Genomic DNA, 23,250 nt, shown 5'->3' on the forward strand with positions numbered 1-23,250 from the left:
GACATTTCCCTAAGCCGGCATAGGTGTATGGAACATCAGGGGGCTGATACAGTGCAAATGCATTCTGTTACTCGGTGTAACGGGACTTTTCCATCGGCATCGCCCCGTCAACGGAATGGTTTTATCATGCCGGATTTCCAGTTTTGGCTGTATCAGGATATTGGGGTAGGGCCACGACTCCACTATTGGGGGTTAACAAATCACGCTATGATACGCGAAACTGCTGGTGATAACTTTATGACAATACACATTTTGCCTTTGCTATCGACAATTGTGATTTTTTTCCACCACAGTGGCAAAATAGCCGTAATTGACAGTTATACCTCTGGAGCATTTCAACATTATGACCAGCCTTGTTTTTTCCTATTCCCATGCGGATGAAGCATTACGCAATGAACTTGAAAAGCATCTGTCACCCCTGAAGAGAACAGGGAAGATCACTACATGGCACGATCGACGCATTGCTCCTGGGCAAGAGTTTGAACGTCAGATTGACCAGTATTTTGCCGAAGCTGATATCATTTTGCTGCTGATTAGCAGCGATTTCATTGCTTCAGATTATTGTTATCAGGTTGAGATGTCTAAGGCGCTTGAGCGTCATAAGCGTGGTGAGGCGGTGGTGATTCCGGTGATTTTGAGGGAGTGTGCCTGGCACTCGTTGCCGTTTGGAAGCATTCTCGCGGCTACTATAGACGGTAAACCAATCACTAAATTTGCCAGCCATGACGAGGGCTATGTTCAGGTCGTCGGCGCCGTTACACGGGCCATTACTAATATGGAAGTGAAAAAGCCGCAACAGGGTGTGAATGTCCATTCTCCGGCCACCACGCATTCAGTGTTTCAGACATCTGATATTATTTTTACGCCGCGTTCTGGCAATCTTGCTCTGCCGAAGAGCTTTACGGACCTCGATAAAGATCGCGCCTACCGTGAAGGTTTTGAGTACGTCACACATTATTTTGAAAACTCACTTGCCGAACTTAAAAAGCGCCATGCCGGGTTAGACGTTGATTTCCATCAACCTGACGTAGATTCCTTTACTTGCGCAGTTTATATTAACGGTAGCAAAGTTGGTCAGTGTGGTATCTGGCGTGGCAGTCGTCATATGGGATTGGGAGATATCTGCTACAGCCAAAGCGGTGTGACCCATAATAGCTTTAATGAAAGCCTGAGTATTGCTGATAATGGGCAGACCCTAGGCTTTCGTGCTCTGATGGGCTTTGGCTACAGCAATGCAAGAGATTCATTGCTTACCAACGAAGGAATGGCTGAGCATCTCTGGAAGATGTTTTTTGACCCAATCCAGCAACGCACCCGTTAAACACTGCAGTAACAACATTCTGATATGGGTTGAATATTTAAATGTATAGTGAGAGCCCACTGAGTTTAGGGATCACTACCGTGACGGGAGAGTCTCATTCCTCCCGATTCGCTTGCTGGGGGCGAATAATTTTGCCTTCGACAGTGAGCAGCCAGTAGTAGGCCAGCTTATCCATTCTTCTAGACATCCACCCCATCGCCCTAGGCCATCACGCACCGGCCTCATGATACAAAGCTGATTCACCGCAAACAATACAAGCCAGCGAGCTTTCCAAGAAAGCGGGTACCGCGTCGTTCCTATTGTTAGGTGAGAACCGACACAGGATGAGTCAAATTTACGTCGTTGTTGCTGACGTTGTCAGCACAGCCCAGGCAGCCCCGGTCTTCAAGGCTGCGGCGTGGTTTCCACAACGACCGGTCCAGTCCGCTCAGCATCAATTCGAGGACGAAGTACCCATCCGGTACTGATGCTCTCTGTTTTTATCCTACATTCTGGGACCTTTGCTGTTCCGTCATCAGTATGACGGTGCTGGCATATCCTCAAGGAGAATTTATGATTATTCCCCTCGATTCCTCTGCACTGCGCTTTCAAAAACAGGTCGCTGTTGTGAAAGTGCCAGCCCTGAGTAACTTGAAAAGTGTAAGGAGATACCTTACAATGGAGGCGATATGATCCGGAGCTTCAAGCACAAGGGGTTGCAGGTTTTATATGAGCGCGGCGATCAGTCGGGTGTACGTCCCGACCATATCCCACGCCTGCGGCGTTTGTTGATGTATCTGGACTACGCCGGTGCGCCAGGTGATATACCCGGCTTTGGCTTGCATCCCTTGAAGGGCAAGCGCAAAGGCTTCTGGTCGGCCAGCGTCTCAGGCAACTGGCGTGTGACATTTCGCTTTGTCGAGGGTGACGTCGAATTGATCGATTATCTTGATTATCACTAAGGAGGCCCATGATGCCGATGTATAACCCCCCCCATCCGGGGGAATCGCTGCGCGAAGACGTCTTGCCCGCCATTGGCCTGACGGTCTCTGCGCTGGCGCGGCATATCGGTTATTCACGCGGACAGTTGTCTACTGTGTTGAATTGTCATGCCGCGATCACCGCGGATCTGGCTTACCGTCTGGAGCTGGCGGGTATTGGTTCTGCACGCGTCTATCTGGCTGCGCAGGCGGCATACGATCTGTGGCAAGCGGAGCACCGTGAGCATCCCCCTATTAAGCGTCTTATATTCGCTTAGTGGTCTTTGTCATAACCAGGCCCCACGAGTGAGCTGTCCCTGCGCGTTGGCATCCGTTCCAACCGCTTGGGATCAGTTCATTGGTGGGGTCTTTTTTATCGTTGAGGCTATTCAAATTTTAGCCAATCCTCTCAGGCTGTAAGCGGCTTTGTGAAAAAGTACCACTGGTGGTGCTCTGGAATATCGTTCAGGGTCATCTGCAACTGATAGCCCTGTTTTTCATAGAATGGGCGCGCCTGGAAGCTCAGTGTATCTACCCGGGCATAGAGGCAACCGCGTGCCACAGCTTCTTGCTCTGCTGCCTGCATCAGTTTGCTACCCATTCCTTCACCCCGCAGGCTCTCGTCAACCCAGAGATAATCAATATCCAGCCAGTTACCAAAAGTATTACCTATCAGTCCTGCCACCTTGTTACCGGCATCATCGTGAGTAAACACCGCTAATGGTAAGCGATCAACGCTACCGATATGTTGACGATTGAAATTGAACAGCGGCTGGCGGATATCTTGGATATCTTCTGTACTAGGGGTTGGGGTGACGATAAGACGCATAGGTTCCTCCTTGTTATTCATCTAGATTAAATAAGAGCTGCAAAGGGGTTTGAAGCCAGCGCGAAGGTTTCAAACGCTAGGCACAGGGTGTATTAGCCCCCTGATGATCCAGACATTTTGACCCGCTTAACGGACTGGCTCTAGCAGGAATCGCGCGCGGGAAGTCACCTCAGTTGTACCGACAACAGGGGGTGCCGGGATCATAAACCAAGCCGGATGGCGATCCCAGCATGGCCGCAAACCGATCAACACGGTTGTGGTGTAGACCGCATTGTTGGCTGACGAGTGGATAAGCCTGCGATGAGATACGGGGCAACGGACCGCTGTGGCCCCAATCCCGGAGACTTCTTATGGCACACCATCATGACCACCACAACACACAAGAGCACGATACCCTGTTTACCACGCCGACCGCACTTATGCTCGATACCCGTCTCACGCCCCTGGAGCGTAACGGCTGGCAAGTTTTGCGCATGCTGCGTGCGGCGGAGGGTCTTAGCCCGTTGACGAGCCTGGGGCAATTGCGACGCTATCTAACCTCCACGCCGTTAGGGCAGCGCGCTGGCTATGAGACGGCCTGGCGCGTCCTCGTAGTATTGCGGCTCACTGGCTGGATCAGCCTGGTGGGGCAGCATCGGGACCCCATGACCGGCCATGTCCTCAGCGAGCTGTATCAAGTCCATGAAAGCACGCTGACCTTCCATCAGGCGTGCGCGCTCGATGCAGGCCTCCCGGAGCTTCTGCAAACGTCCATCGGCCACGAAAATAATCAGGTCGATCGCGTCGCCATGTACATCAAGAAGACGCTTGAACACGCGCCCACCGCGGCCCCGACCCATGCCGAAGACCAAGGCAGCGATGATGATGAGCCGCCGGCACCACGCATGCCTCCTGTCCGGGAAGATGAAAACACAGCACAAGCGCCTGCATCCGGAGATTCCATCAGCACCACAGCAGGTCCGCAGCAGACCGACTCTGCCCAGCAGACAACTCCCAAGCAAGATAGTACGTATAGTAAGTATTTAAATAAAAAAGAACGTACGTACCGTGCACGCGCGCACGGCGAGGCCGGTCCGGTGTCACCGCCAGTAGCATTGCCGCCTTGCCTGGGCAGTGCCAAGGCTGAGCAGCAAAACGATGTGCAGGCGGCCTTGCATCGGCTGCCGCCCCAGTATCGCCAGGACGTGCTGGATGAATTGCAGGCACGCAGCCAGAGCGGCACCGTGCGCAACGTCATCGCTTACTTCTTCGGCCTGGTCAGGCGGGTGCTTGCCGGCGAGTTTCGCTTATGGGCAGGCCGCAAGGCCACACAACCGGCCAGCCATGCGCAACAGGCTGCTCCCTGCATGATGGCGACAATCCAACGCGCCGAAATTCGCCAGGAGCCAGCCCCTAAACTCGCATCACGCGAAACCGCGCTCGCGCATATCGCAGACATCCGCAAGATGCTGAACATGCCGGTGAACGCCGGAGACCTTGCCGCTCAGGTGATGCAGGCCAAGGGGTGGCGGACCCACCCTGCCTGATGCCCGCCATGCCTTCGCGGCCTGCGGCCTAGACCAAGAGGCTCCGCCTCTTGGAACGCCGTTCTCGCCGAAGGGCAGGGGTGCAGGGGACGAACATCCCCTGCACCCAGTTATAGGCTGATGCGCTATATGGGCGTCAATGGTGCGCTGCGCCGGGTGCTCACCCGTTCAGTGCTCGCCTACGGCTGCGCTCCGCTGCGGCTTGCGCGCCCGCCATTGACTCCCACTTCGCGCGAATTTTTCCTGATTGTCGGGCAATTTCTTTGGATGCCGTCGCATGGGCTTTACATTCAAGCTGCCTGCGCAGGCGCGGCATGAGCACCATGTCGTCCTGCGCAGGTAGCCGACAAGGCCGAAGGCCGCGTCAGTGCAACAGACGGGGTAATGCGCATTCCTGCCGCTGATCCTTTTCGCTTTGCACGGCTCCGATGCGACGCCATGGGCCGTCACTGCACGCCGCAGTGACGGCCCTGATAATTGCAGCAACAATGCGGGTTGGCGCCGTATCCTATTTCATGCTGCGCACATGATGATGCCCTGACATGCTGGCATAACCATAACCCACCGGCAGGTTTAGATGCCGGGATACTTGGCGCAGGGCAATAAGCGCCACATCGGCTGAAGTTGCCACTTCACCGATGCCGTACCCACCCGGTTGCCCATCCCTGGCGTGTTTCGGCTCAACTTTGCGCGCCGTCCCTACCCATGGGGAAGCCTGACTTATCCCTGGATTGATATACCCAGCCATCATCACATCGCGCCTACCTGCGCTTCTTTTGTCGTTTCAGTTCGACGTTATAAATGTCTATCTGGCGTAACCGCCCATCTTATTCTCATCACTTCATAGGAGGTCATTATCCAAATTGTTTGTATCGCTATTCCTTGCGGTAAACACCGTCTGGTCTTCCCACAGGAAGCGGGACGGCGGCCTCATTCGAGGTAACAGGTGATCTGAGCACCTGGCCCATGCCCTTCGGGGATCTCGCTTTAGCGAGTTGGCAATAACACTCACCTTTTTTAGCTCAGGACAAAAAATACTCGGTTAAACAGGAGATATCGATGGATGATCTCACCTATACGCTGCGACAGCTTTGCCAGCGAAATCGCGATGGCAGCCATGCGACGCAAGCCGATCGGATGCGGTCACTGACCCTGGTCAGCCGCCAGCTACGCGAGGCGGGATTTAGGCAGATGCGGGCAACATCGCTTAAGGGTAAGCATGTCGCGGTATTACTGGAGCGTTGGCAGGGCGAAGGATTATCAGCAGGCACCCTCAAAAATCGCCTGGCGCATTTGCGATGGTGGGCCGAGAAGGTCGGCAAGGCCGGTGTTATCCCAGCAGATAATACGCAACTGGGTATCCCTGAGCGGCGATTTGTCGCCAGCGAGAACAAGGCGTGTGACTTAGGTGATAGTTTGGATAAAGTGAATGATCCCTATGTACGCATGAGCCTGCTTTTGCAAAAGGCCTTTGGTCTGCGCCGCGAGGAGTCCATCAAGTTCCGACCCGGCTATGCTGACCGTGGGGATTGTCTCGTTCTCAAGAGAACATGGACCAAGGGCGGGCGTGAACGAACGATACCTATAATCACTGCTGAGCAACGAGACGTGCTCGATCAGTCGCATAGATTGGCTGGCGCGGGTTCGCTGATACCAGCATATAAAACCTATATACAGCAGCGCCATGTTTATGACGGTCAATGTAAAGCGGCAGGGCTGGGTCATATGCATGGACTGCGACATCATTACGCCCAGGCCCGATATCAGGCATTGACGGGATGGCCAGCTCCGGCGGCAGGTGGCAAGTCTAGCCACATGCTATCATCCTCGGAGCGTACCCAGGATGCGAACGCACGCCAGACCATAAGCCGAGAGCTGGGGCATGAGCGTACTCAGATCACGGCTGTGTATTTGGGGCGGTAAGAAGGCATATCGTCAGTCTGGCAATTACTCAAAACTATTTTTTGGCTATTCCATACTCATCCTGAGTAGCATTAAATCAACCATGCCCCTCGTCAAATCACTTTATTACCGGGAGGAGTATTTTTACCCTCAATAAGATGGCGTAATTGTGACGGTTTTCTGGCAGTCCGTTGATAATTTATTTATTAAGCGATCTAATAATATTCACTCATCTTGCATCAAGATAAGTTCATTAGGTACCTCAGAGATTGTTCTTCTAATAAAAGTCAATAAAAAGCTTATCAGATAATAATAAATAAGAGTGAGATCTGAATAGCCTGATTTTTGACTGCTATGAGTTTATAACACTTTGCGTTACAACCAAATTTAAAAATCTTATTAAAATAATTTTCCATCAAGTTTTTTCCAATCCAACTATATTCAAGATATCTCCATATTAATTGACGAGTAAAATTTTTAGTGGTTTTCATTCAATTTAATTTTCATGACATTCTCATCGGAAAATTTATTTGACTAAAAGTGATAATTTTTATAGTATTTTAATCCCATTAGCGAAAAATTTAAAACACCTTTACTGGACTGCCTTAGGATCGTGAACACTTCTGACCTATAGTTGGACTGTCCCCAAAGCGTGGCAATCCATGGCAAGCAATCTCAATAGTATCCACGTTATTTATTTCTAGTGGTTAGCTTGTTAATATATTTCAAGGCAATTTGTGCATCGCGGAGGATCTTTACGAAAGGTATCTTGGTTGAACCCAAAAGTTTGAGGTTTGATTGATCACTTGGGGTAACAGATATTGCGGTTGCTGCGAAAGAAAACTTGTTGCTGGATTGTGGTGGCGGGTTGATTTTCTGGATGCGAATAGTGTAAGTCCTTAGGATTTTTCGAATTGTTTTTTGTATTCAGAATAGTAGATGTTGATGCTGAGAGGACAATATGCAGTATAAAATGGTCGTTTGCTTTCTAAATTTTTCGATGAGTAAAAAATTTCTTATAGACTTATATAAATAATATTCCTAAAAGAAAGCAAAACATAAAGCCCAAAAGTAAAAAAGGATGCTTGCAAAAGTTTCAATAATTTTTTATAAATCATATATGCTGACCATCATGGGGTACATCATGCAATCTTTCGATACGCAGGTAGCTATGGCTATTATATCACGCTCTACAGGAGGATTTAGCTACGATACTCTAGCTAGGGCATTGATTTCAAATGTAAATTATCCATATAGTCAACATTTTCTTGATGAGTGTAGAAGCTTTTGCCTGCAACTAGAGGAGAAGGGATTGTTGAGGAGATGTCCTCACTGTGTGAATGTGCGGGATGAGTATTTCGAATACGTTCATCATTGATAGCCCATCCCTGAAAGTTTTTTCAGGGATGAAGAATGCGTTTCTTGCAACGACCCCTTTTCTGCGGTAGCTTTGCTACGAAGAATTTTTTGAGGGTAGGTTGTGAACCATATCAATCTGATAACTACATGCACGAATGGAAAACATGGTGATAGCTATAATTCACTGAATTTAAGTGACTATTCGTCTGGAAAAACATTTTCGAATGTACTTATTCATTCTTGGTGTAGCGCCTCAAAAGAAGCGCTTTCAAAATCAGCATCCATTTATGTTGAAGATCTTTACAAAGGTGGACATTGGGCAACTGCGAAAGCCATATATAAAAAATATCCTATTGATTTATGGGTTCTCTCTGCAGGGCTTGGTCTTCTACATAGTAAAGACAAGGTTGTGCCTTATCAGGCGACATTTGCTACAGGTTATCAAGAGTCCATCCCCTTGTATTCAAAGGATTATTCTGGGAAGGCCTTTCATAGGACATGGTGGAAAGAAATTACCGAAAGATCTGCTTTCAAATCTGATCATCCGACATCGATAACGGAATTGATGAAAAAGAAACCACAGGAGTATTTTATTATTTGTGGGTCTCCTGATTATATTAATGCTATTGAGCTTGATATTATTAATGGTCTGGAATACTTGGATGTGTCGCACAAACAGCTTTTAATTATCACATCAAAAAAAATAAATTTTAGATTGAAAGAGTATCTCTTAAAAAGTGATAATCGTATAGCCGAGTGGTTGAATTGCAATATGTTGATGCTTAATATAAAACTAGCTCAGCATGTTATAAGATATTTTACATCCTATCAGCGAGATGATTTAAGTATTCTTTCTCAAGAATTGTCGCGGGAATTTAATTTCTTGCCAGAGCGTAAAGTGATTCAAGGGATAAAGCGTAATCCTGATGAAGTGAAAAAATATATTTTTGACCTTTTACAGCAACAACCAGGAATCAGCGCAACGAAGGCATTGCGTGCTTTTCGTGATTCAGGCAACAGTTTTGAAGAGAAACGTTTTCGCACTTTGTTTCAGGCTGTTACTGCTAGCAATGCCTAATGTCTAGGCTAGAGTTTTGTGGTAGAATCTCGCTTTTTTTGAGGCTATGCAGAGGCGTCGCAGGAGAGCAGGTTGTCGAAGCTAAAATACTTTTTCCCTGATAGTCAGGATTTTATCGATCCAAGTTTCGACTTCGTACGTGAAACGCGCAATGAGCATCGCGTACGCCAGCGTGATGACCATTATCCACACGAAGTTTTTCCCCATCCTTACGATGGGATGCTGGTTTCAAAAGCAGTAGTTGATGGCCTTGGTGGCGGTGAAAGTAAATATACACGCGCTCAGCGATTACGTTATTTCCGTAATGGTATGAAGCACTTTTTTCGATTGCCGGATAGAATGGAGACGATGGGTGACTGCGGTGCATTTACTTACGTCAATCAGGAAGTGCCACCTTACCGTGTCGAAGAAGTCATCGAGTTTTACGAGACATCCCGCTTTAACTACGGTGTCTCACTAGATCATATTGTCTTTGGATATGAAAAACCTGGTGAATTTTTTAGCGGTGATGTTCTGGCTGAATGCTGCCGTCGCCAGGATATCACCTTGACTTTGGCTCAGGACTTTCTGACGAAAGCAAAAAGAAGTTGTTTTCAGCCCTTTGGTGTCGCTCATGGTTGGAGTAAGCATTCTTATCGGCAGTCTGTTAAAGCACTGCTGGCCATGGGGTATAAAAATATCACCATGGGGGGTATGGTTCCCCTAAAAACGGCACAGATCCTGGAAACGCTGGAAGAAATCAAGCCGCTATTGAAGAGCGATACGCAGGTACACCTGCTTGGCATTGCGCGTCCGGAGAGTTTTGCTGATTTTATCAGGTTGGGTGTCACTAGCATCGATTCTACTACACCGCTTCAGCAGGCGTTTAAGGATCGTAAAAACAACTATCACACGCCTGATGGTCCCGCCTACACTGCTGTTCGCGTTCCGCAGTTTGATGCTAACCCGAGCCTAAGTCGCAAAATCAAATCCGGCCTAGTTGATCAGGATCTGGCACGTAATTTAGAGAAAAATGCGATGCATGCTCTCTTCGAATACGACAAAGGGGCGATGTCACTATCACAAACGCTTGATGCGATTTTGGCATACGAGCGACTGCATGCCGGAGAGAAAGAAGCAGAGAAAATCCGTGTTGACTACATGCGGACGCTAAGCGATCGTCCTTGGAAGCAATGCCAATGTAATATCTGTAAAGCAATTGGTATAAATGTCATTATTTTTCGCGGTGCTGAACGTAACCGGCGTCGTGGTTTTCACAACATTCAGGTGCTGTACAGTCGTTTACAGCGCACATTGTCATCACGCTCAGAGGAATTATCATGAGTGAGTATCGTGTTCCTGCCTTGCGTATCAGACAAGGGGAGGAAAGGCAGTTGTACAGTCTCGCGATTGAGGGTAAAGATATTAGTAAAATTGCTGCGATTTCGCGAATCCGTCGTGGTGAAGAAAGCTTAGTTGGATATCAGCGCCCAGAAGTTCGCAATCATATTCGGGAGATCCAACGCTATATTGAAAGTTCCAACCCCATGATACCTAACCCGGTCATTATCGCTTTTGATAAGCGCGTCCGTTTTGAGTCGATGACTGCGGGTGGTGATATGGGGCACTTAGTGATCCCTTATTCCGAAGAGGAAGATTACGAAAAACCTGGTTTTATTGTTGATGGGCAACAACGCACAGCAGCTTTGCGCGACGCGGATATCGAATCGTTTATGATGCCCGTTTCGGCTTTTATTGCTAACGACGCTGAAGAGCAACGTGAGCAGTTTATGCTGGTTAACTCTACTAAACCGCTACCAAAAACGTTGCTGTATGAACTGGCACCACACACTCATGGTCGTCTGCCTTCAGATTTACAGGTACGAAAATTCCCTTCCCTGCTGACTCAGCGTCTTAACTTTGGTGAAAGCCCACTTGCTGGCCGTATCAAAATGGCAACCAATCCAGATGGTGTCATCGCTGATAATTCAATGATCAAAATGATAGATGCTAGTCTGCGAGAAGGAGCGCTTTACCGCTTTCGTGACCCTGCCACTGGACTGGGGGATGAGGCGAAAATGGTGAAGTTGTTGAATAACTTCTGGTCTGCAGTTGAGATTGTCTTTACTAATGACTGGGATAAAAAGCCACGCTACTCCCGTCTGCTGCATGGTGTAGGTATAATGGCGTTGGGCAGCCTGATGGACGAAATCGACCAGGTTCATCAGGAGTATACCGGCGAACCTGGCTGGAGCGAAATCCCTCCGATGAAACGTTTTGTAGATGAACTAAATATTATTAAACCGCTTTGCGCCTGGAGTAGTGGCGTCTGGGACTTCGGCACAGATATCGACGGGCAGCGCATCACCCGTAAATGGAATGAATTGCAGAACCTGTCGAAGGATATAGCGTTAGTAACCAATTATCTAGTCAGCAATTATACTCGCACCGTGAATGCGAATATCTAGGTTAAAAAGGGGCTACGCCCCTTTTTTATGAGGTAACAGCGGTGGTCTGAAGTGCGTGCGCGATAAACGCATTAAGCATCGATCCAACTCCTTTACCGGCAGGATAAATCAAATCTCTCCGCCAGGCCGTTACTGCGTACAGGGCCTGATGCTTAGCGCTGGCTAAAGCAAAGATGAAGTACTTGCGTATTACGGTGATTCCGACCATTGATTTCGGTGATTCCGATCGCTCTTTTCCCGCGCGCTTTTTCTCTCTTCTTTTCTACCCTATGTGATCGGTTTGCGCCAGTTTTCTCATCGATTCACCCTTCAGTTCTATCCGATGTCCATTGTGCATTAGCCGATCCATCAGGGCGTCGGCTACCGTCGGATTACTGATCATTTTGTACCACTCGCTGACCGGTAATTGGCTGACGATCACCGTGCTGCCTTCGCCGTAGCGATCTTCCATTACTTCCAGCAGATCCGATGATTGGCGCGCCGATAACTTGTCCAGTCCCCAGTCGTCCTGTAGTCCCCCTAAATTTAGTCTTACCGCTTAATGGAGTTCCCTGGTTAAAATACAACCAACGGAGGCTCATCATGAAGAAAGCGCGTTTCACCGAATCTCAGATCTTGCGGGTCCTGAAAGAAGTTGAAGGTGCCCGACATGTGAAGGATGTGTGCCGCGAAAACGGTGGGTCGGAAACCAGTTACTACAATTGGAAAGCCAAATACGGTTGTATGGAATGCTCTGATATCAAGTGCATGGAAGAACTGGACGGCTGAGTAAGTCGCAAACTGCGTTACCTGATGTGGCGGCATTGGAAAAAGCCGTACAAATGGGCAAGAATGCTAATGAAAGGCGATCTGAATGAGGAAAGGGCATGGATATCGGCGACGAACCAACGCGGGCACTGGTGGAAAGTGGGGGGTAAGTCATATGAATCAAACACTGCCGAAGAAAGCCTTTGAGCGTGCAGGACTGTTATCGCTGCTGGAGTTGCACAAACAGTTCCAGCGTTGTAAATGAACCGCCGTATACGGAACCGTACGTATGGTGGTGAGAGAGGACGGTGGGAGTAAGTCCGCCCCCTACTTGATTCTCGAAAATAGTTAAAAACCATTAAACCCCCTTTTGATAAACAAAGAAGCAAAACACAGTTTTAGCTCCCTCTGTTATATCTATATCTAAAAATTAACAACAAATGATTAACTTTCTTGACAGTTATCAGGAAGGGCAGCAATGTATGACATTATCCTTATAGTTAATAGCGTTATACTTTTCACTTCCTTAAAAAATAAATAAATAATTTCAATAAGTTAAAAAATTCCGTTACGAATAGCTAAAACTTATGGATGGATATATGCCCCTTGAAGCAGGCGATCTCGTTTACTCGCCTTATGGAATTGGCAGACTCATTCGCATTAATCATGATGATGCGCTTATTCAGTATTTTGACTCTCCAGTAAATTATCAAGGTATAGAGCAAACTGTCGAAATAAAATATCTTAAAAAAGCCGAACTCTATGCGGAAAGTCTGGTATATCGTTACGACTACGAACTTGCCCACTGGCAGATTGCGCGTGTTATTGGTGCTGTTCCGGGCGGTGTGCGCCTGCATTTTCCTAATAAGCAGCAGGAAGACATCAGCTTAAATGACATCTTTGTTCGGTGGGATCGTCCCATCAGCGATGCCGCCGCCCTTCTGGCCGAGCGCATTACCTATACTCCCTTCTGGCAGGATGCCCGCCTGGCTTATCAGCATCAGATGCTGAAACAGCGCAACGCCTGCGCCGGGATCACCTCTGCGCTGTCGTCCAGTATTGAACTTGAACCATACCAGTTGGCCGTCGCACGTCGGGTGTTATCTGATCCCATCCAGCGCTATCTGCTGGCGGATGAAGTCGGCCTCGGAAAAACCATCGAAGCCGGGCTGATCGTGCGCCAACACGTCATGGAAAATCAGTTCACCCACTGCGTGGTGATCGTGGCGCCCAGGGTTCTACACCGCCAGTGGCAGCAGGAACTTTCCGCACGTTTTCACCTGGAGGAACTGCTGAATGAGTCGATCCATATTATTGATATGGCTGCCTTTTGCGCGGAGAACCCCCTGCCGTTTCGCCCCGATATGTTGGTGATTGACGAAGCACATCAGGTCGGTGCCTTGGCATGGGACGCAGAGCATGAGCAGCAGTATGCCAGCGTGAACCACATGGCGCAGCAAAGCGAAAAACTATTGCTGCTATCGGCGACACCCATAACTGGCAATGAAAAGAACTTCCTCGCCATGTTGCATCTGCTGGATGCTAAAAATTACCCGCTGACTGACACTGGCTTGCAGAAATTTCAGCAGCGTATCCAGCAACGCGAAGAGATAGGTGCACTGTTCTACGCGTTTAACTGTGATAACGATAACATGACGCTGGAAGAGAATCTGGAAGCGTTGATCAGACTATTTCCTGAGGATGAGATACTGAATGGGATGGCTACACAATTGCTTCCCCATTTAGACATGATGCAACCGCTGCGGACTGAGACGCGCGACCTGCTGATCAATAAAATCCGCCATTACATCGGTAACCGTTACCGTCTGCATCATCGCCTGCTGCGCAACCGCCGCAGCAACCGCGGTATCAGCGTCCTGATGCCTGGTTTGTCCGGCCTGTCGCTAAAAAAATACACCACGGCGAAATCTAGCAACGACATGATGATCGCCTGGCGCGAATCGGCAGTAATGATGCATCCACAGGACCCGACGCTGGCTGCAATTTATCAGTTACTGTTTGAAGCCGCTATCGCTACGCCAGAACTGCTGGCTCGGCTCGCAACTTGTCGCTTACAGCAACAGACGCTAAGTGCCGCGCAGGGCTTCCTCTACAGCGAATCACAGCTTGCGCTGTTGCAGCATCCGCTGTTTGATGGCGAGAAGGATATCCTGCTTGAGCTGATAGACCGCTGTAAAATGGAGCGTGATAGCAAACGTCAGCGCTTAATTGAAGTATTGGAAACACTTCTGGGTAGTAACGCCAGAGAGATCCCATATATTGTGGTGTTCTGTGACCAGCCATGGGTAGCCGACCAGGTATTTACCGACCTGATGATGCCATTCATTGGCAAAATACAGCGCCATAACCCCGATAAAGAAGTGCGTTTTGGTAACGAACGTAAATGCCAGATCCTAGTGTGCGATCGCCAGGCTGAAGAAGGGGTTAATCTGCATGGTGGGCGCAAAATTGCACTGCATTACGACCTGTTACTGTCGCCTAACCGTATGGAACAGCGCCTTGGACGACTAAACCGTTACTGCGCGAATGAGAATGCGACCACCATCCTCAGTATGGCGCTGGTTAGTGAGGCTGACGATCTGCAAAACCAGTGGCTTATCATCCTTAACGAGGTTTTCGACGTCTTTGAGGAGTCGATTGCCAGCCTGCAATACCTGGTTGATGAGGAGTTACAGTGGCTTAGCGCCCATCTTTACCCGCTGGGTGAAGAGAGCATGATGCAACTCAGCGTGCGTCTGGCTGGTGAAAATGGCCGCCTGGCATTAGAAAAACAGCGAATCGAAATGCAGGAAGTCCTGCTGCAAATCGATGGCGATATCATCGAAGCCAGAGAGTACGCCGATGCACTGGCGGAGATCGATGAGCATGAAGAGGAATTCCGCCGCTGCGCTCGTAATCTGATGGGTAAAGTGTTGCGCTTCGATTTTATCCCAGATGAAGAAATCCCGGCGGCTTTCCGCTACCGCTTCAACCCGGGGGACTGGGCGACGGGCACCTTAGTCAGCCCGCAGCGCTTACAAAAACACTGCCTGCTAGGCTTTGATCTAAACAAACCTGGCGGAAGTTCGCCTATGACCTGGCCACTGAGCTACAACCGCGCAGATACCACCCAGGGCAAAATCCGCCCGGCGCGCCTTGGCGAACCTTTCCATGATGCTATCCTGCGACTGCTGGATTTTGAAGAGCGCGGCATTGCCAGCGCAGTTCTGCGCATCACACCCGGCATGGGCGATGAGCAAAAAATATTTTTCCGCTACGATTTCCTGATTGAAGCCAACGTCAACACCCCGGCGCAGCAGCGCCTGGCCGACCATCTGATGCCGCCGGAAACCATTACCTTTTGGCTGAACCAAGCCGGCGAGCTGATCACCGATGCAGACGTGATGACTATATTGAATGAGCCCTATTCCCCGCTGAAGCGCGGCGGACGCCACCTTAACCTGAATGAGCAGCGCTGGGCGCAGATTGCCCACTGTTTAAGCGCCAAAGAGTGGCGCAACTGGTGTAACGATAGCTATAGCATTGCCCAACGACTGGCGGTGGAACAGTTCGCCACGCAACAGGCTCTCAGCTTAAGCCGTCTGGAACATTATCTGAGCAGCGCCGCGCTGCACCACGCTGACCAGCAGGAGACCGGGCAGATACTGCGCCAGGGCATTGCACAGTTGAAGATGACCTGCCTGGCGACGCGCGCGTTAATTATCGCGTCAGAAGCCCTACTTCACAAGGACCCACAAATCGGATGAAGCTGGCACAACTGATTGATCACTTAGGGGTTTGCTCAGCGCTGAGAGAGTGTCTGCTGCCCGAAACATCCGCCGGGCGACTCGATCGCCGGGCGTTGATTCGTGACTGGCTATGCCGAGAAAAATATGCCCACCACAGCGATAACGAACTGACCGTCCCGGATGACAGCCACGCCGGTTGGCCAGAACAGGAGGAGTGGGAGGCTTGCGGGATCCGTTGTCATCGGATAAGGCAGAGCTTTCTGCTGAGAGTTGGGTCTGCATGGAGTCCGCAGTGGCTTGAACAGGGCAACATGCCTTTTCTTGCCTGTGACGAGCAGCAATTATGCCGTCAGGACACCCGTATACCTATGGACTATGTCCTGCGTCGTTACTTCAGACAGGACAACTATACCCACTATCAGGCACCGGGACAGCGTGATGCGGTACGCCGGGCCCTGTTTGCTCCGCCAGGCAGTACACTGCTGGTGAATTTGCCCACCGGCACTGGGAAGACACTGGTGGCGCAGGCGCTGATGTTAACGGCTCCGCCGCAAGGAGCATTATGCCTGCTAATTGCCCCGACAACTGCGTTGGTGATGGAGTTAGCTAGCCGTTTCGGGGAGTTGCTGACTGAAGCAGGGAATAAACCAGAATCAGTCACCGCCTGGTATAGCGGTTTACCGGTACAGGATAAATACGATACGTACGCGCGTGTCCGCGCAGGTGAGCAGCGACTAATTGTCACCTCTCCCGAAGCGACCTGTAGTTCACTGCAGTTCGCATTGTTTGAAGCCGCAAAACAGGGGGGCTTGCGTCATGTCATTGTTGATGAAGCGCATATTGTCGCTACTTGGGGTAATGGCTTTCGTCCACACTTCCAGCAACTCGGCGGATTGATCCGTGGTCTGAAACGCATCAGCCGTGCAGCGCATCATCCAGCGTGCTCCACACTGTTAATGAGCGCCACCATTACTGAAGCCAGCCGCAAAACCCTGCGCGACACTTTCGACCAGCAGATGACGGAAGTTCACGCCAACCATCTTCGCCCGGAACCTTCTTACTGGTGTTATCAGGCGACAAACCCTAGCGACAAACGGGATAAAGTACTGCAGTCGCTGGCGCATGCGCCGCGCCCACTGATCCTCTATGTGACGCAACCGAGAGAGGCAGAAGAGTGGGCGCAGTTGCTTCGTTTGCAGGGGTACCAACGTTTTGCAACATTTACCGGTGATACACCGGATGATACACGCCAGAGTCTGCTCAGAAAATGGGATAAGAATCAGCTGGATATCATGATTGCTACATCGGCATTCGGCGTAGGCATGGATAAAAACGACGTGCGTACAGTGATCCACGCTACCGTGCCGGAAAACATGGATCGTTTCTATCAGGAAGTGGGGCGTGGCGGTCGCGATGGCTATGCCTGTACCTCACTGCTGATTTACAGTCATCAGGACATCAGCCAGGCAGAATACCTGTCCTCACAAAAGTTGATTGGTCTTGAGTTGGGGCTGGAACGCTGGAAAAAGCTATGGAGCAGGGCCGAATCTTTGGGCGACAATCTGTATCGTATTGATATAGAGAGGATCCGTAACGGCCTTAATTTTCGTAGCAAAAAAAATAAATTTTGGAACCTACGTACAGTCCTCATGATGGTGCGAGCAGGCGTGCTGGAACTGGATACCGAACTGCAAAACCCACCAGATAAAAATTTGTTTGCTGATGTCAGACGCTATGAATCGGCAAAAGAGCAAATCATCCGACAGAACGAGAGCTCGCTGGTGGTACGCATCATGATCAGTAACCATACCGGAGAAGAACTGTGGAAAACACGCATTATCCCCTCCCGTGAAAAGACGCTTGAAGCAGCAACGGCTAACCATAATGCGCTAATCAACTGGCTTCAGGCGCCACTGCGAAGGCCACTGTGCGAGACGCTGGTGGATCTCTACTCCCTGACAGAATTTATCCCAGGCCATGCTTGTGGCGGCTGTCCTGCCTGTCGCGATCGTCAGATGCTTAACAGCGACTATTTGATCCCGCCGCCGTTGTTGCTGAACCCGACAGCATCGGCGGCGCAGCATGCGTTGGGCCGCTGGCAGGCGCTGAGCGGCCTGCCGTACTCAAGTTGCTTCATTACTTACAAACCGGTGATCGGCGATGAGTGGGAACTTGAGGGCTGGTATCAGACCGTTGCGACGCTGCTGGTGCAGTTGCATCGAGCCGGCATTATCCAGCGAGTCAGGGCAGAAAGTGAGCTGCTGTACAGTGTGTTCTCCGCTATTCCCCTTGGTGAACGCCTTACCCTGCTGAGTGAAGAGTTGCCAGAAAGCGGCGAATCAGTAGCGGATAATGATGTCATGGGTGATCTGGCAGAACTGGTGTTGCCGGCGGCAGAGACGTGTCGCAATGGCTACCTGCCGCCGTTCAGCCCGGCCCCGCTGCAACTGACGCTTATCCCCCATGATATGCCTGATCCCTGTCACTCCCGCGGGGCGTACTACGTTCACCTCGATAATCACAATTGGATCACCCTCGAACAACTTCAAAGGAAACTAGACTGTGTCGATTATCAATAACGCCCACGGCGGCAGTCAGTATGCCGTGTTGGTCGCATTTTATCAGGTGCTGAAAGTCAGCCCAAAAAACACGTTACCGCGTGAAAAATTGATGGCGCTCTGCGCACCGGCAGCGTTGCAAACCGGCGATTCAGAAAATGCGAGCGGGAAAGCGCCAAAAGAACTAAATGCGTGGTTAGACTTAGGATTACTAAAGGAAGAACCCGGTAGCAACACGACTGAAATCAGCTTCAATACGAGCTATTTCAGCACAAAAGATATGCCCCTGCGCCAGGCCGCACGCCGTTGCTTGCAGGCCGTGGAGAACAACCGAGACTTGAACTCACGCGATGAGCGTGCCGTCGATCTCACCCTTCTGGCTGCATTGTTGCTGGCGCTAGATGTCTATCACAACCCCGAGATCAGTAAGCGCAATTTGGAGCAGTTGGTAAATCATTTACTGCCTGATTTTCGTATCAACAGCTCTAACGAAGCGCCAGTGGTTCCTGCATATCTCAGTTGGCTGGGCTTTGTTCAGCAGATCACCCGCGAAAGCTATGCTATCGACCCCACTAATGCTATCCGTGAAGAGCTGCCGTTTCTGATGCAACTCGGTGAACAACTGTCTATCGCTGAAGTGCTACAACGTCTTAATCGAGCGTTACCGGTGCTGGACGGCGGTAGCTATCGCCAACAAGTCGAAGAGCGCATCAGCCGGAAGGGGTGGCAACCGCTTAGCGCAGATCGCCTGTCGACATCGCTGTCGCGTGCACTGCTACGGCTTCAGCTATCTGGGATAATCAATATGGATGAGAAGGCTGACGCCAGTGGCGCAATGCAGTTAACAGGAATAAAAGGCAGTGTGTTGCGTACTGTAACCCACCTCACCTTGACACGGACGGGAGCCTACTGATGCCACAATTACAGAGCTACTGGCCTGACGTAGAGAATGTTACCGCCTGCATCCTGACCGAAGCTGAATCTCTGGCTGACAGTCAGTTGCTGGCGGTGCATGAACCGATGCGCCTCGATCGCATCGAATTCCATAGTGGGAAGGTCACACAGGTCCGAGAGAGCGCATTGCTGGACTTTCTGCTGGATCACAATCGCCCACTGCCGTTGATTGGTGCCTCTGGCGTGGGGAAATCCCACCTGGTGCGCTGGGTCCATGCACAGCTCAAACGCCGGGAAGATCGCGCGAGCTACCACATCATCCGCATTCCGAAAAATGCTTCGCTGCCGCGTGTACTCACCACCATCCTTGACGGTCTTGAGGGTAAAGAGTATCAGAGGATCCGCGAGAAGGTTAATGGGGTCGGGCAGCAACTGATCCCTGAAAACGTTGCTGAACATATCGCTCTCAAACTGCGACAGGCGCTGAACGCTGCATTCGCAGCCGTCCCGGAGGAGCTTCAGCGGGCACAGATGGGAAAAATTCAGCTGGACGAAAGCAGAAGACAGCAGTTGAAAGATATCCAGCAACACGCCGCATCAACCTGTCTTCCCGCGCTGTTTTTTGACAGCGTGATGACCCAATATTTCACCGCACCTGACGCCTGCCTGAACAATATAGCGCTGCGTTTCTGCCAGGGTGCTGACAACGACAGCATTGCCAACCTGCGCTATGAGATGTCTGCAGAGGACTTCACCTTTAGCAGCCTGAACCTCAGGCAGGTTTCACCGGCAGTGCTGCCTTATCTGGTCAATCAGCAGTTACTTACTAGTGATGAAAAAAAACAATCAGCTGCTCGGGTTGTCAACGAGGTGATCCCACAGGCACTGGGAGACACCTTCGGAGAACTGTTCAGCTTTAACCGGGCCAGCTTCCAGGAGCTGATGCGTATGATCCGCAGTCAGCTCTTGGCAGAAGGTCGGAGCCTGATCCTGCTGGTGGAAGATCTGGCTGCCACCTCAGCGATTGAGGATGTGCTGATCGACTGCCTGCTGGAAGAAGAAGAGTACGAAGGCAAAAGGGTATTGTGTACCCTGCATTCGATTATTGCAGTGACCGAGGGCCACGACAGCTTTAAACGCCACCGCAATACGTTGGGCACCCGTGCCCGCTATGAATGGGTGATCCAGCAGCAGCACGCCACCGAAAGCGATGCCGCACTGAAAAAACGCGTTGTCGACTTCTGTGGTCGCTATCTTAACGCCGCCCGACATGGGGCTGTTGCGCTGGAAAAATATCACCACCAGCAGGACGGTCAGCGCTATCGAGATATCCCGGTATGGCAGGATCAGGAAATACTGGAAAATGAATCTGCTGCGCCCGTGCTGGCCAGTTTTGGTTGCAGCAGTTATGGGCATCCGCTGTTTCCGTTTAATCCGGCAGCTATTGGGCAGTTGGTTGAACGCCACTGCAGAGTCAAAGATCAAGGGCTGGTTTATATTCCGCGCAATATTCTTCGTGAGATCCTGCGCGAGCCGCTGAAGTACTACCGCCAGAGTTACCTGAACGGAAAGTTTCCGCCGTCAAAGTATGAAAGCATTGTTTGCAACCAGGAACTGCAGTTGCGCGTGCGTGTGGAGGGTATTAGCCAGCCTGAACGAGTCAATTCGCTTCTGGCGGTATGGGGCGGTAATAGTGCAAGTCTGACAGGGCTAAATTCCGACATTTGTAGAGAGTTCGGTCTATCGCATGCAGCGGCATTGCTGAGTAACGATCAGGGCGGTAATACAGTTGATGATGATAACGACAAACATGAAGTAAGTGACGTAGTTGAGATTGAAGAAGATAACAATTCAGAAGATCAAGTAATTGTTAACTGGAAAGCGACGCTGGAAAAATGGAATCAGGGTGGAAATCTCGAACAGAAAAAAGCCCTTCAGCTACGTAAGTTAATCCTTGAAACTTTGTTTTCGCGAATCGACTGGTCAACCGAGTTATTGGATATTTCACTCACGGCCAGCTCAGCAACAATAGTAGGGCGGGTCCGCCTGCCACGAGTACTGGTGACTAAACAGTCCCGTCCACTTATCGAAATAGAAGATACGCCCGAGTTATACAGCGCCTGCCTAGCAATGGTGCGTTTCGACTACTACCAGAGTTGGGCCTACGATGGCAGTGAAATAGACTATGCGGCCTACCATAGCTTTTTTGATGGCATTGAATCCGAGTTCAAACTCAACGTATTGCATGAAGAACGCGAGGAGCTTTTCAGTATTGTCAAAGACCTACAGTTAAGTGGTGCATTTCTCGGTCAGGATGGATTATCGTCTCCAGTCTCGACCACTCTGGTGCAGGCTCTTTTAACCGAACAGCATCCCGCAGACAATAGTCATCCACTGCTGGATGAGTTCTTAACCCAGGCACGAGCCGCCGTGATCAATGACCATCAGAAACTGCGTGAGCGCTTAATCGCGCTCACTGCGGCAAAAAAAAACCGTGGTCAACCTTATGCCATCAACGGATTAATGTTGGTGGAAGCCGCCAAGAGCCAGCAAATCGTCGCCGGGAAACAACCAGGCAAGATCCACGAAGTCAAAAACAAACTAAGTGGCTACCGTACGTTGCTACTAAAGACTCAGGAGGGCATTACTGAACGCCTGAGTGACAGCAACACCGCCACTCTGGCAACGGTAAATATCTGCGACACGATGAGGGAGATCATCGAACTGGCGAACAGCTCGGACGCGGTGCGCCCGGCGGATGAAACAGTACCAGTTCTGCTGAAACTGTTGAAGGGCTGGAAAGAGCCTGAGCTCAAAAACCTGATCAGACAGCTGGAGAAACTGACGCTACCTGCCGATAACCCTCAGGTGCTGATGAGAGAAATCCTCGCCGTCAACGGCAAGCAGTATGAGGCATTTCGGCTGCTGCTGGAGGCCTGGAGCAAGTTTGAAGACGCCACCGGCAACTATCTGCAGCAGCGTCACCACGATGAGGGAGGCGAGCAGATTGAAGGTGCCGAAAACGAGATCGCGCAGACCCTGACCAAGCTAACTGAGCAGTTAACGCAACTGGAGAAGAACTTAGCATGAGTGAAGCAAGCATCAGTGAAGCGGTAACAGCCAGCGCGCCGGAAGAGATCAGCGTTTTTGCACGGCGCAGCAGCGAATTCAAAATGCAGCTTGAGCGCCATCAGCAACTGGAAAAAGCTCAGGATATACGTGACAGTCTGCTGCAGGTGGCGCGAAAAATCGATGTGCCCGCGAAAAAACTGGCGCAGATCCTCACCAGCTATTTGCTGTTGCGAGAAGTCTGCGATAGTAAGAGTGGTGAACCTATTGTTGGCTTGTTTGACCGCGAGACATTTGGCCATCCACAGGCCTCGCTGGCGGCCTTTCTTCAGCAGTACGAGGCGTATACATACGATGTTGCTCAAGCTCAGGAATTAGCTCTGCTAATCCAAGAAATTGATCGCTTAGCCAGTGAACTCAGTAATCACACCAGCACTGCCTGGCGCCATTATACCCGCACGTTAAAAGCGCAGTGGGAAGTGGATCAGAAGCTGTTCAGCACTTTGGCGCATCAGCAAGAACAAAGAAAAGTACAACAGAACTATAGCGACTTGGCTGCTCGGTTCACCAACAGTTGCCGTATATTGCCAAAAAATCGTGAGGAATTTGAGGCGGTGATTGCACTGCATGAGCAACTCTGCGTGCAGCGCGAGGCGCTCAACTTGGATGTGCCGGAAGAAGTCAATCTCTTCCTCAAAGCTGTGGCCGGGCAAGGTGCTTCGCTCAATATGCTAACGCCCAATGTGCTCAGTTGGTTGGCTAACGAAGATGACCCGACGCGCTATTGTATTAAGCGCCTGTAAGGAGTCGTA

At 50.4% G+C, this 23,250-nt stretch carries 15 protein-coding genes and 2 pseudogenes; 14 read left to right on the forward strand and 3 right to left on the reverse strand.

The features are described 5' to 3' along the window. The first annotated feature begins 343 nt into the window (after positions 1–343). The 3 genes from EH206_RS20290 to EH206_RS20300 all read left to right on the forward strand — a co-directional run bounded on the left by EH206_RS20290 (position 344) and on the right by EH206_RS20300 (position 2,558). Positions 344–1,321 (forward strand): toll/interleukin-1 receptor domain-containing protein, encoded by a 978-nt coding sequence (locus EH206_RS20290; RefSeq protein WP_009114655.1) that lies wholly within the window; start codon positions 344–346, stop codon positions 1,319–1,321. A gap of 668 nt (positions 1,322–1,989) precedes the next feature. Further along, positions 1,990–2,262 carry a type II toxin-antitoxin system RelE/ParE family toxin gene (locus EH206_RS20295; RefSeq protein WP_009114656.1) on the forward strand — a complete coding sequence of 91 codons (273 nt, stop codon included), beginning with the start codon at positions 1,990–1,992 and terminating at the stop codon, positions 2,260–2,262. Positions 2,263–2,270: 8 nt separating this feature from the next. Then, positions 2,271–2,558, forward strand: coding sequence for a HigA family addiction module antitoxin (locus tag EH206_RS20300; protein WP_232216550.1), 288 nt, complete (start codon positions 2,271–2,273; stop codon positions 2,556–2,558). Between the two features lie 131 nt (positions 2,559–2,689). Here the strand turns inward: EH206_RS20300 and EH206_RS20305 are convergent, their stop codons facing one another. Continuing rightward, positions 2,690–3,109: a GNAT family N-acetyltransferase gene (locus EH206_RS20305; protein ID WP_009114658.1), complete on the reverse strand. Its 420-nt coding sequence runs from the start codon at positions 3,107–3,109 to the stop codon at positions 2,690–2,692. A gap of 350 nt (positions 3,110–3,459) precedes the next feature. Between EH206_RS20305 and EH206_RS20310 the strand changes: the two genes are divergently transcribed. After that, entirely contained in the window at positions 3,460–4,635 is a 1,176-nt protein-coding gene (locus EH206_RS20310) for an STY4528 family pathogenicity island replication protein (protein WP_009114659.1), read from the forward strand. Between the two features lie 508 nt (positions 4,636–5,143). On the opposite strand, the gene EH206_RS20315 is transcribed toward EH206_RS20310, so the two are convergent. Then, positions 5,144–5,386 carry a hypothetical protein gene (locus EH206_RS20315; RefSeq protein WP_136163964.1) on the reverse strand — a complete coding sequence of 81 codons (243 nt, stop codon included), beginning with the start codon at positions 5,384–5,386 and terminating at the stop codon, positions 5,144–5,146. 308 nt (positions 5,387–5,694) lie between these two features. Between EH206_RS20315 and EH206_RS20320 the strand changes: the two genes are divergently transcribed. The 4 genes from EH206_RS20320 to dbpB all read left to right on the forward strand — a co-directional run bounded on the left by EH206_RS20320 (position 5,695) and on the right by dbpB (position 11,421). Further along, complete coding sequence (locus EH206_RS20320; RefSeq protein WP_009114660.1) at positions 5,695–6,558, forward strand: phage integrase N-terminal domain-containing protein; 864 nt, start codon at positions 5,695–5,697, stop codon at positions 6,556–6,558. A gap of 1,459 nt (positions 6,559–8,017) precedes the next feature. Continuing rightward, a complete protein-coding gene (locus EH206_RS20330; protein ID WP_009114661.1) occupies positions 8,018–8,974 on the forward strand; it encodes a hypothetical protein in 957 nt (318 codons plus the stop codon). Between the two features lie 72 nt (positions 8,975–9,046). Next, complete coding sequence (dpdA, locus tag EH206_RS20335; RefSeq protein ID WP_009114662.1) at positions 9,047–10,297, forward strand: tRNA-guanine transglycosylase DpdA; 1,251 nt, start codon at positions 9,047–9,049, stop codon at positions 10,295–10,297. After that, entirely contained in the window at positions 10,294–11,421 is a 1,128-nt protein-coding gene (gene dbpB / locus EH206_RS20340; RefSeq protein WP_009114663.1) for a DGQHR domain-containing protein DpdB, read from the forward strand. Before dpdA ends, dbpB begins: the two co-directional genes overlap by 4 nt. A 262-nt stretch (positions 11,422–11,683) precedes the next feature. Here the strand turns inward: dbpB and EH206_RS20350 are convergent. Next, positions 11,684–11,929: pseudogene (locus EH206_RS20350) on the reverse strand (ATP-binding protein); the annotation flags it as partial. Positions 11,930–12,003: 74 nt separating this feature from the next. On the opposite strand from EH206_RS20350, the pseudogene EH206_RS20355 reads away from it, so the two are divergent. The 6 genes and pseudogenes from EH206_RS20355 to EH206_RS20380 all read left to right on the forward strand — a co-directional run. Beyond that, positions 12,004–12,183: pseudogene (locus tag EH206_RS20355) on the forward strand (transposase); the annotation flags it as partial. Between the two features lie 584 nt (positions 12,184–12,767). After that, positions 12,768–15,935 carry a protein DpdE gene (gene dpdE / locus EH206_RS20360; RefSeq protein ID WP_009114664.1) on the forward strand — a complete coding sequence of 1,056 codons (3,168 nt, stop codon included), beginning with the start codon at positions 12,768–12,770 and terminating at the stop codon, positions 15,933–15,935. Further along, complete coding sequence (dpdF, locus tag EH206_RS20365) at positions 15,932–18,496, forward strand: protein DpdF (RefSeq protein ID WP_009114665.1); 2,565 nt, start codon at positions 15,932–15,934, stop codon at positions 18,494–18,496. Before dpdE ends, dpdF begins: the two co-directional genes overlap by 4 nt. Then, positions 18,480–19,388 (forward strand): protein DpdG, encoded by a 909-nt coding sequence (dpdG, locus tag EH206_RS20370; RefSeq protein ID WP_009114666.1) that lies wholly within the window; start codon positions 18,480–18,482, stop codon positions 19,386–19,388. The genes dpdF and dpdG overlap by 17 nt, the downstream gene beginning before the upstream one ends. Continuing rightward, positions 19,388–22,459 (forward strand): protein DpdH, encoded by a 3,072-nt coding sequence (dpdH, locus tag EH206_RS20375; protein WP_009114667.1) that lies wholly within the window; start codon positions 19,388–19,390, stop codon positions 22,457–22,459. The genes dpdG and dpdH overlap by 1 nt, the downstream gene beginning before the upstream one ends. After that, positions 22,456–23,241, forward strand: a complete 786-nt coding sequence (locus EH206_RS20380; protein ID WP_009114668.1) for a hypothetical protein — start codon at positions 22,456–22,458, stop codon at positions 23,239–23,241. Before dpdH ends, EH206_RS20380 begins: the two co-directional genes overlap by 4 nt. Positions 23,242–23,250 lie beyond the last annotated feature (9 nt).

Source organism: Brenneria nigrifluens DSM 30175 = ATCC 13028 (assembly GCF_005484965.1).
In the GTDB taxonomy this organism is placed as follows: Bacteria; Pseudomonadota; Gammaproteobacteria; order Enterobacterales; family Enterobacteriaceae; genus Brenneria; species Brenneria nigrifluens.

Excerpts from the sequence above, each read along its gene's own strand:
- EH206_RS20290 (WP_009114655.1), top strand. The coding sequence starts at position 344 with ATGACCAGCCTTGTTTTTTCCTATTCCCATGCGGATGAAGCATTACGC.
- EH206_RS20295 (WP_009114656.1), top strand. The coding sequence starts at position 1,990 with ATGATCCGGAGCTTCAAGCACAAGGGGTTGCAGGTTTTATATGAGCGC.
- EH206_RS20300 (WP_232216550.1), top strand. The coding sequence starts at position 2,271 with ATGATGCCGATGTATAACCCCCCCCATCCGGGGGAATCGCTGCGCGAA.
- EH206_RS20305 (WP_009114658.1), bottom strand. The coding sequence starts at position 3,109 with ATGCGTCTTATCGTCACCCCAACCCCTAGTACAGAAGATATCCAAGAT.
- EH206_RS20310 (WP_009114659.1), top strand. The coding sequence starts at position 3,460 with ATGGCACACCATCATGACCACCACAACACACAAGAGCACGATACCCTG.
- EH206_RS20315 (WP_136163964.1), bottom strand. The coding sequence starts at position 5,386 with ATGATGGCTGGGTATATCAATCCAGGGATAAGTCAGGCTTCCCCATGG.
- EH206_RS20320 (WP_009114660.1), top strand. The coding sequence starts at position 5,695 with ATGGATGATCTCACCTATACGCTGCGACAGCTTTGCCAGCGAAATCGC.
- dbpB (WP_009114663.1), top strand. The coding sequence starts at position 10,294 with ATGAGTGAGTATCGTGTTCCTGCCTTGCGTATCAGACAAGGGGAGGAA.
- dpdE (WP_009114664.1), top strand. The coding sequence starts at position 12,768 with ATGCCCCTTGAAGCAGGCGATCTCGTTTACTCGCCTTATGGAATTGGC.
- dpdF (WP_009114665.1), top strand. The coding sequence starts at position 15,932 with ATGAAGCTGGCACAACTGATTGATCACTTAGGGGTTTGCTCAGCGCTG.
- dpdH (WP_009114667.1), top strand. The coding sequence starts at position 19,388 with ATGCCACAATTACAGAGCTACTGGCCTGACGTAGAGAATGTTACCGCC.
- EH206_RS20380 (WP_009114668.1), top strand. The coding sequence starts at position 22,456 with ATGAGTGAAGCAAGCATCAGTGAAGCGGTAACAGCCAGCGCGCCGGAA.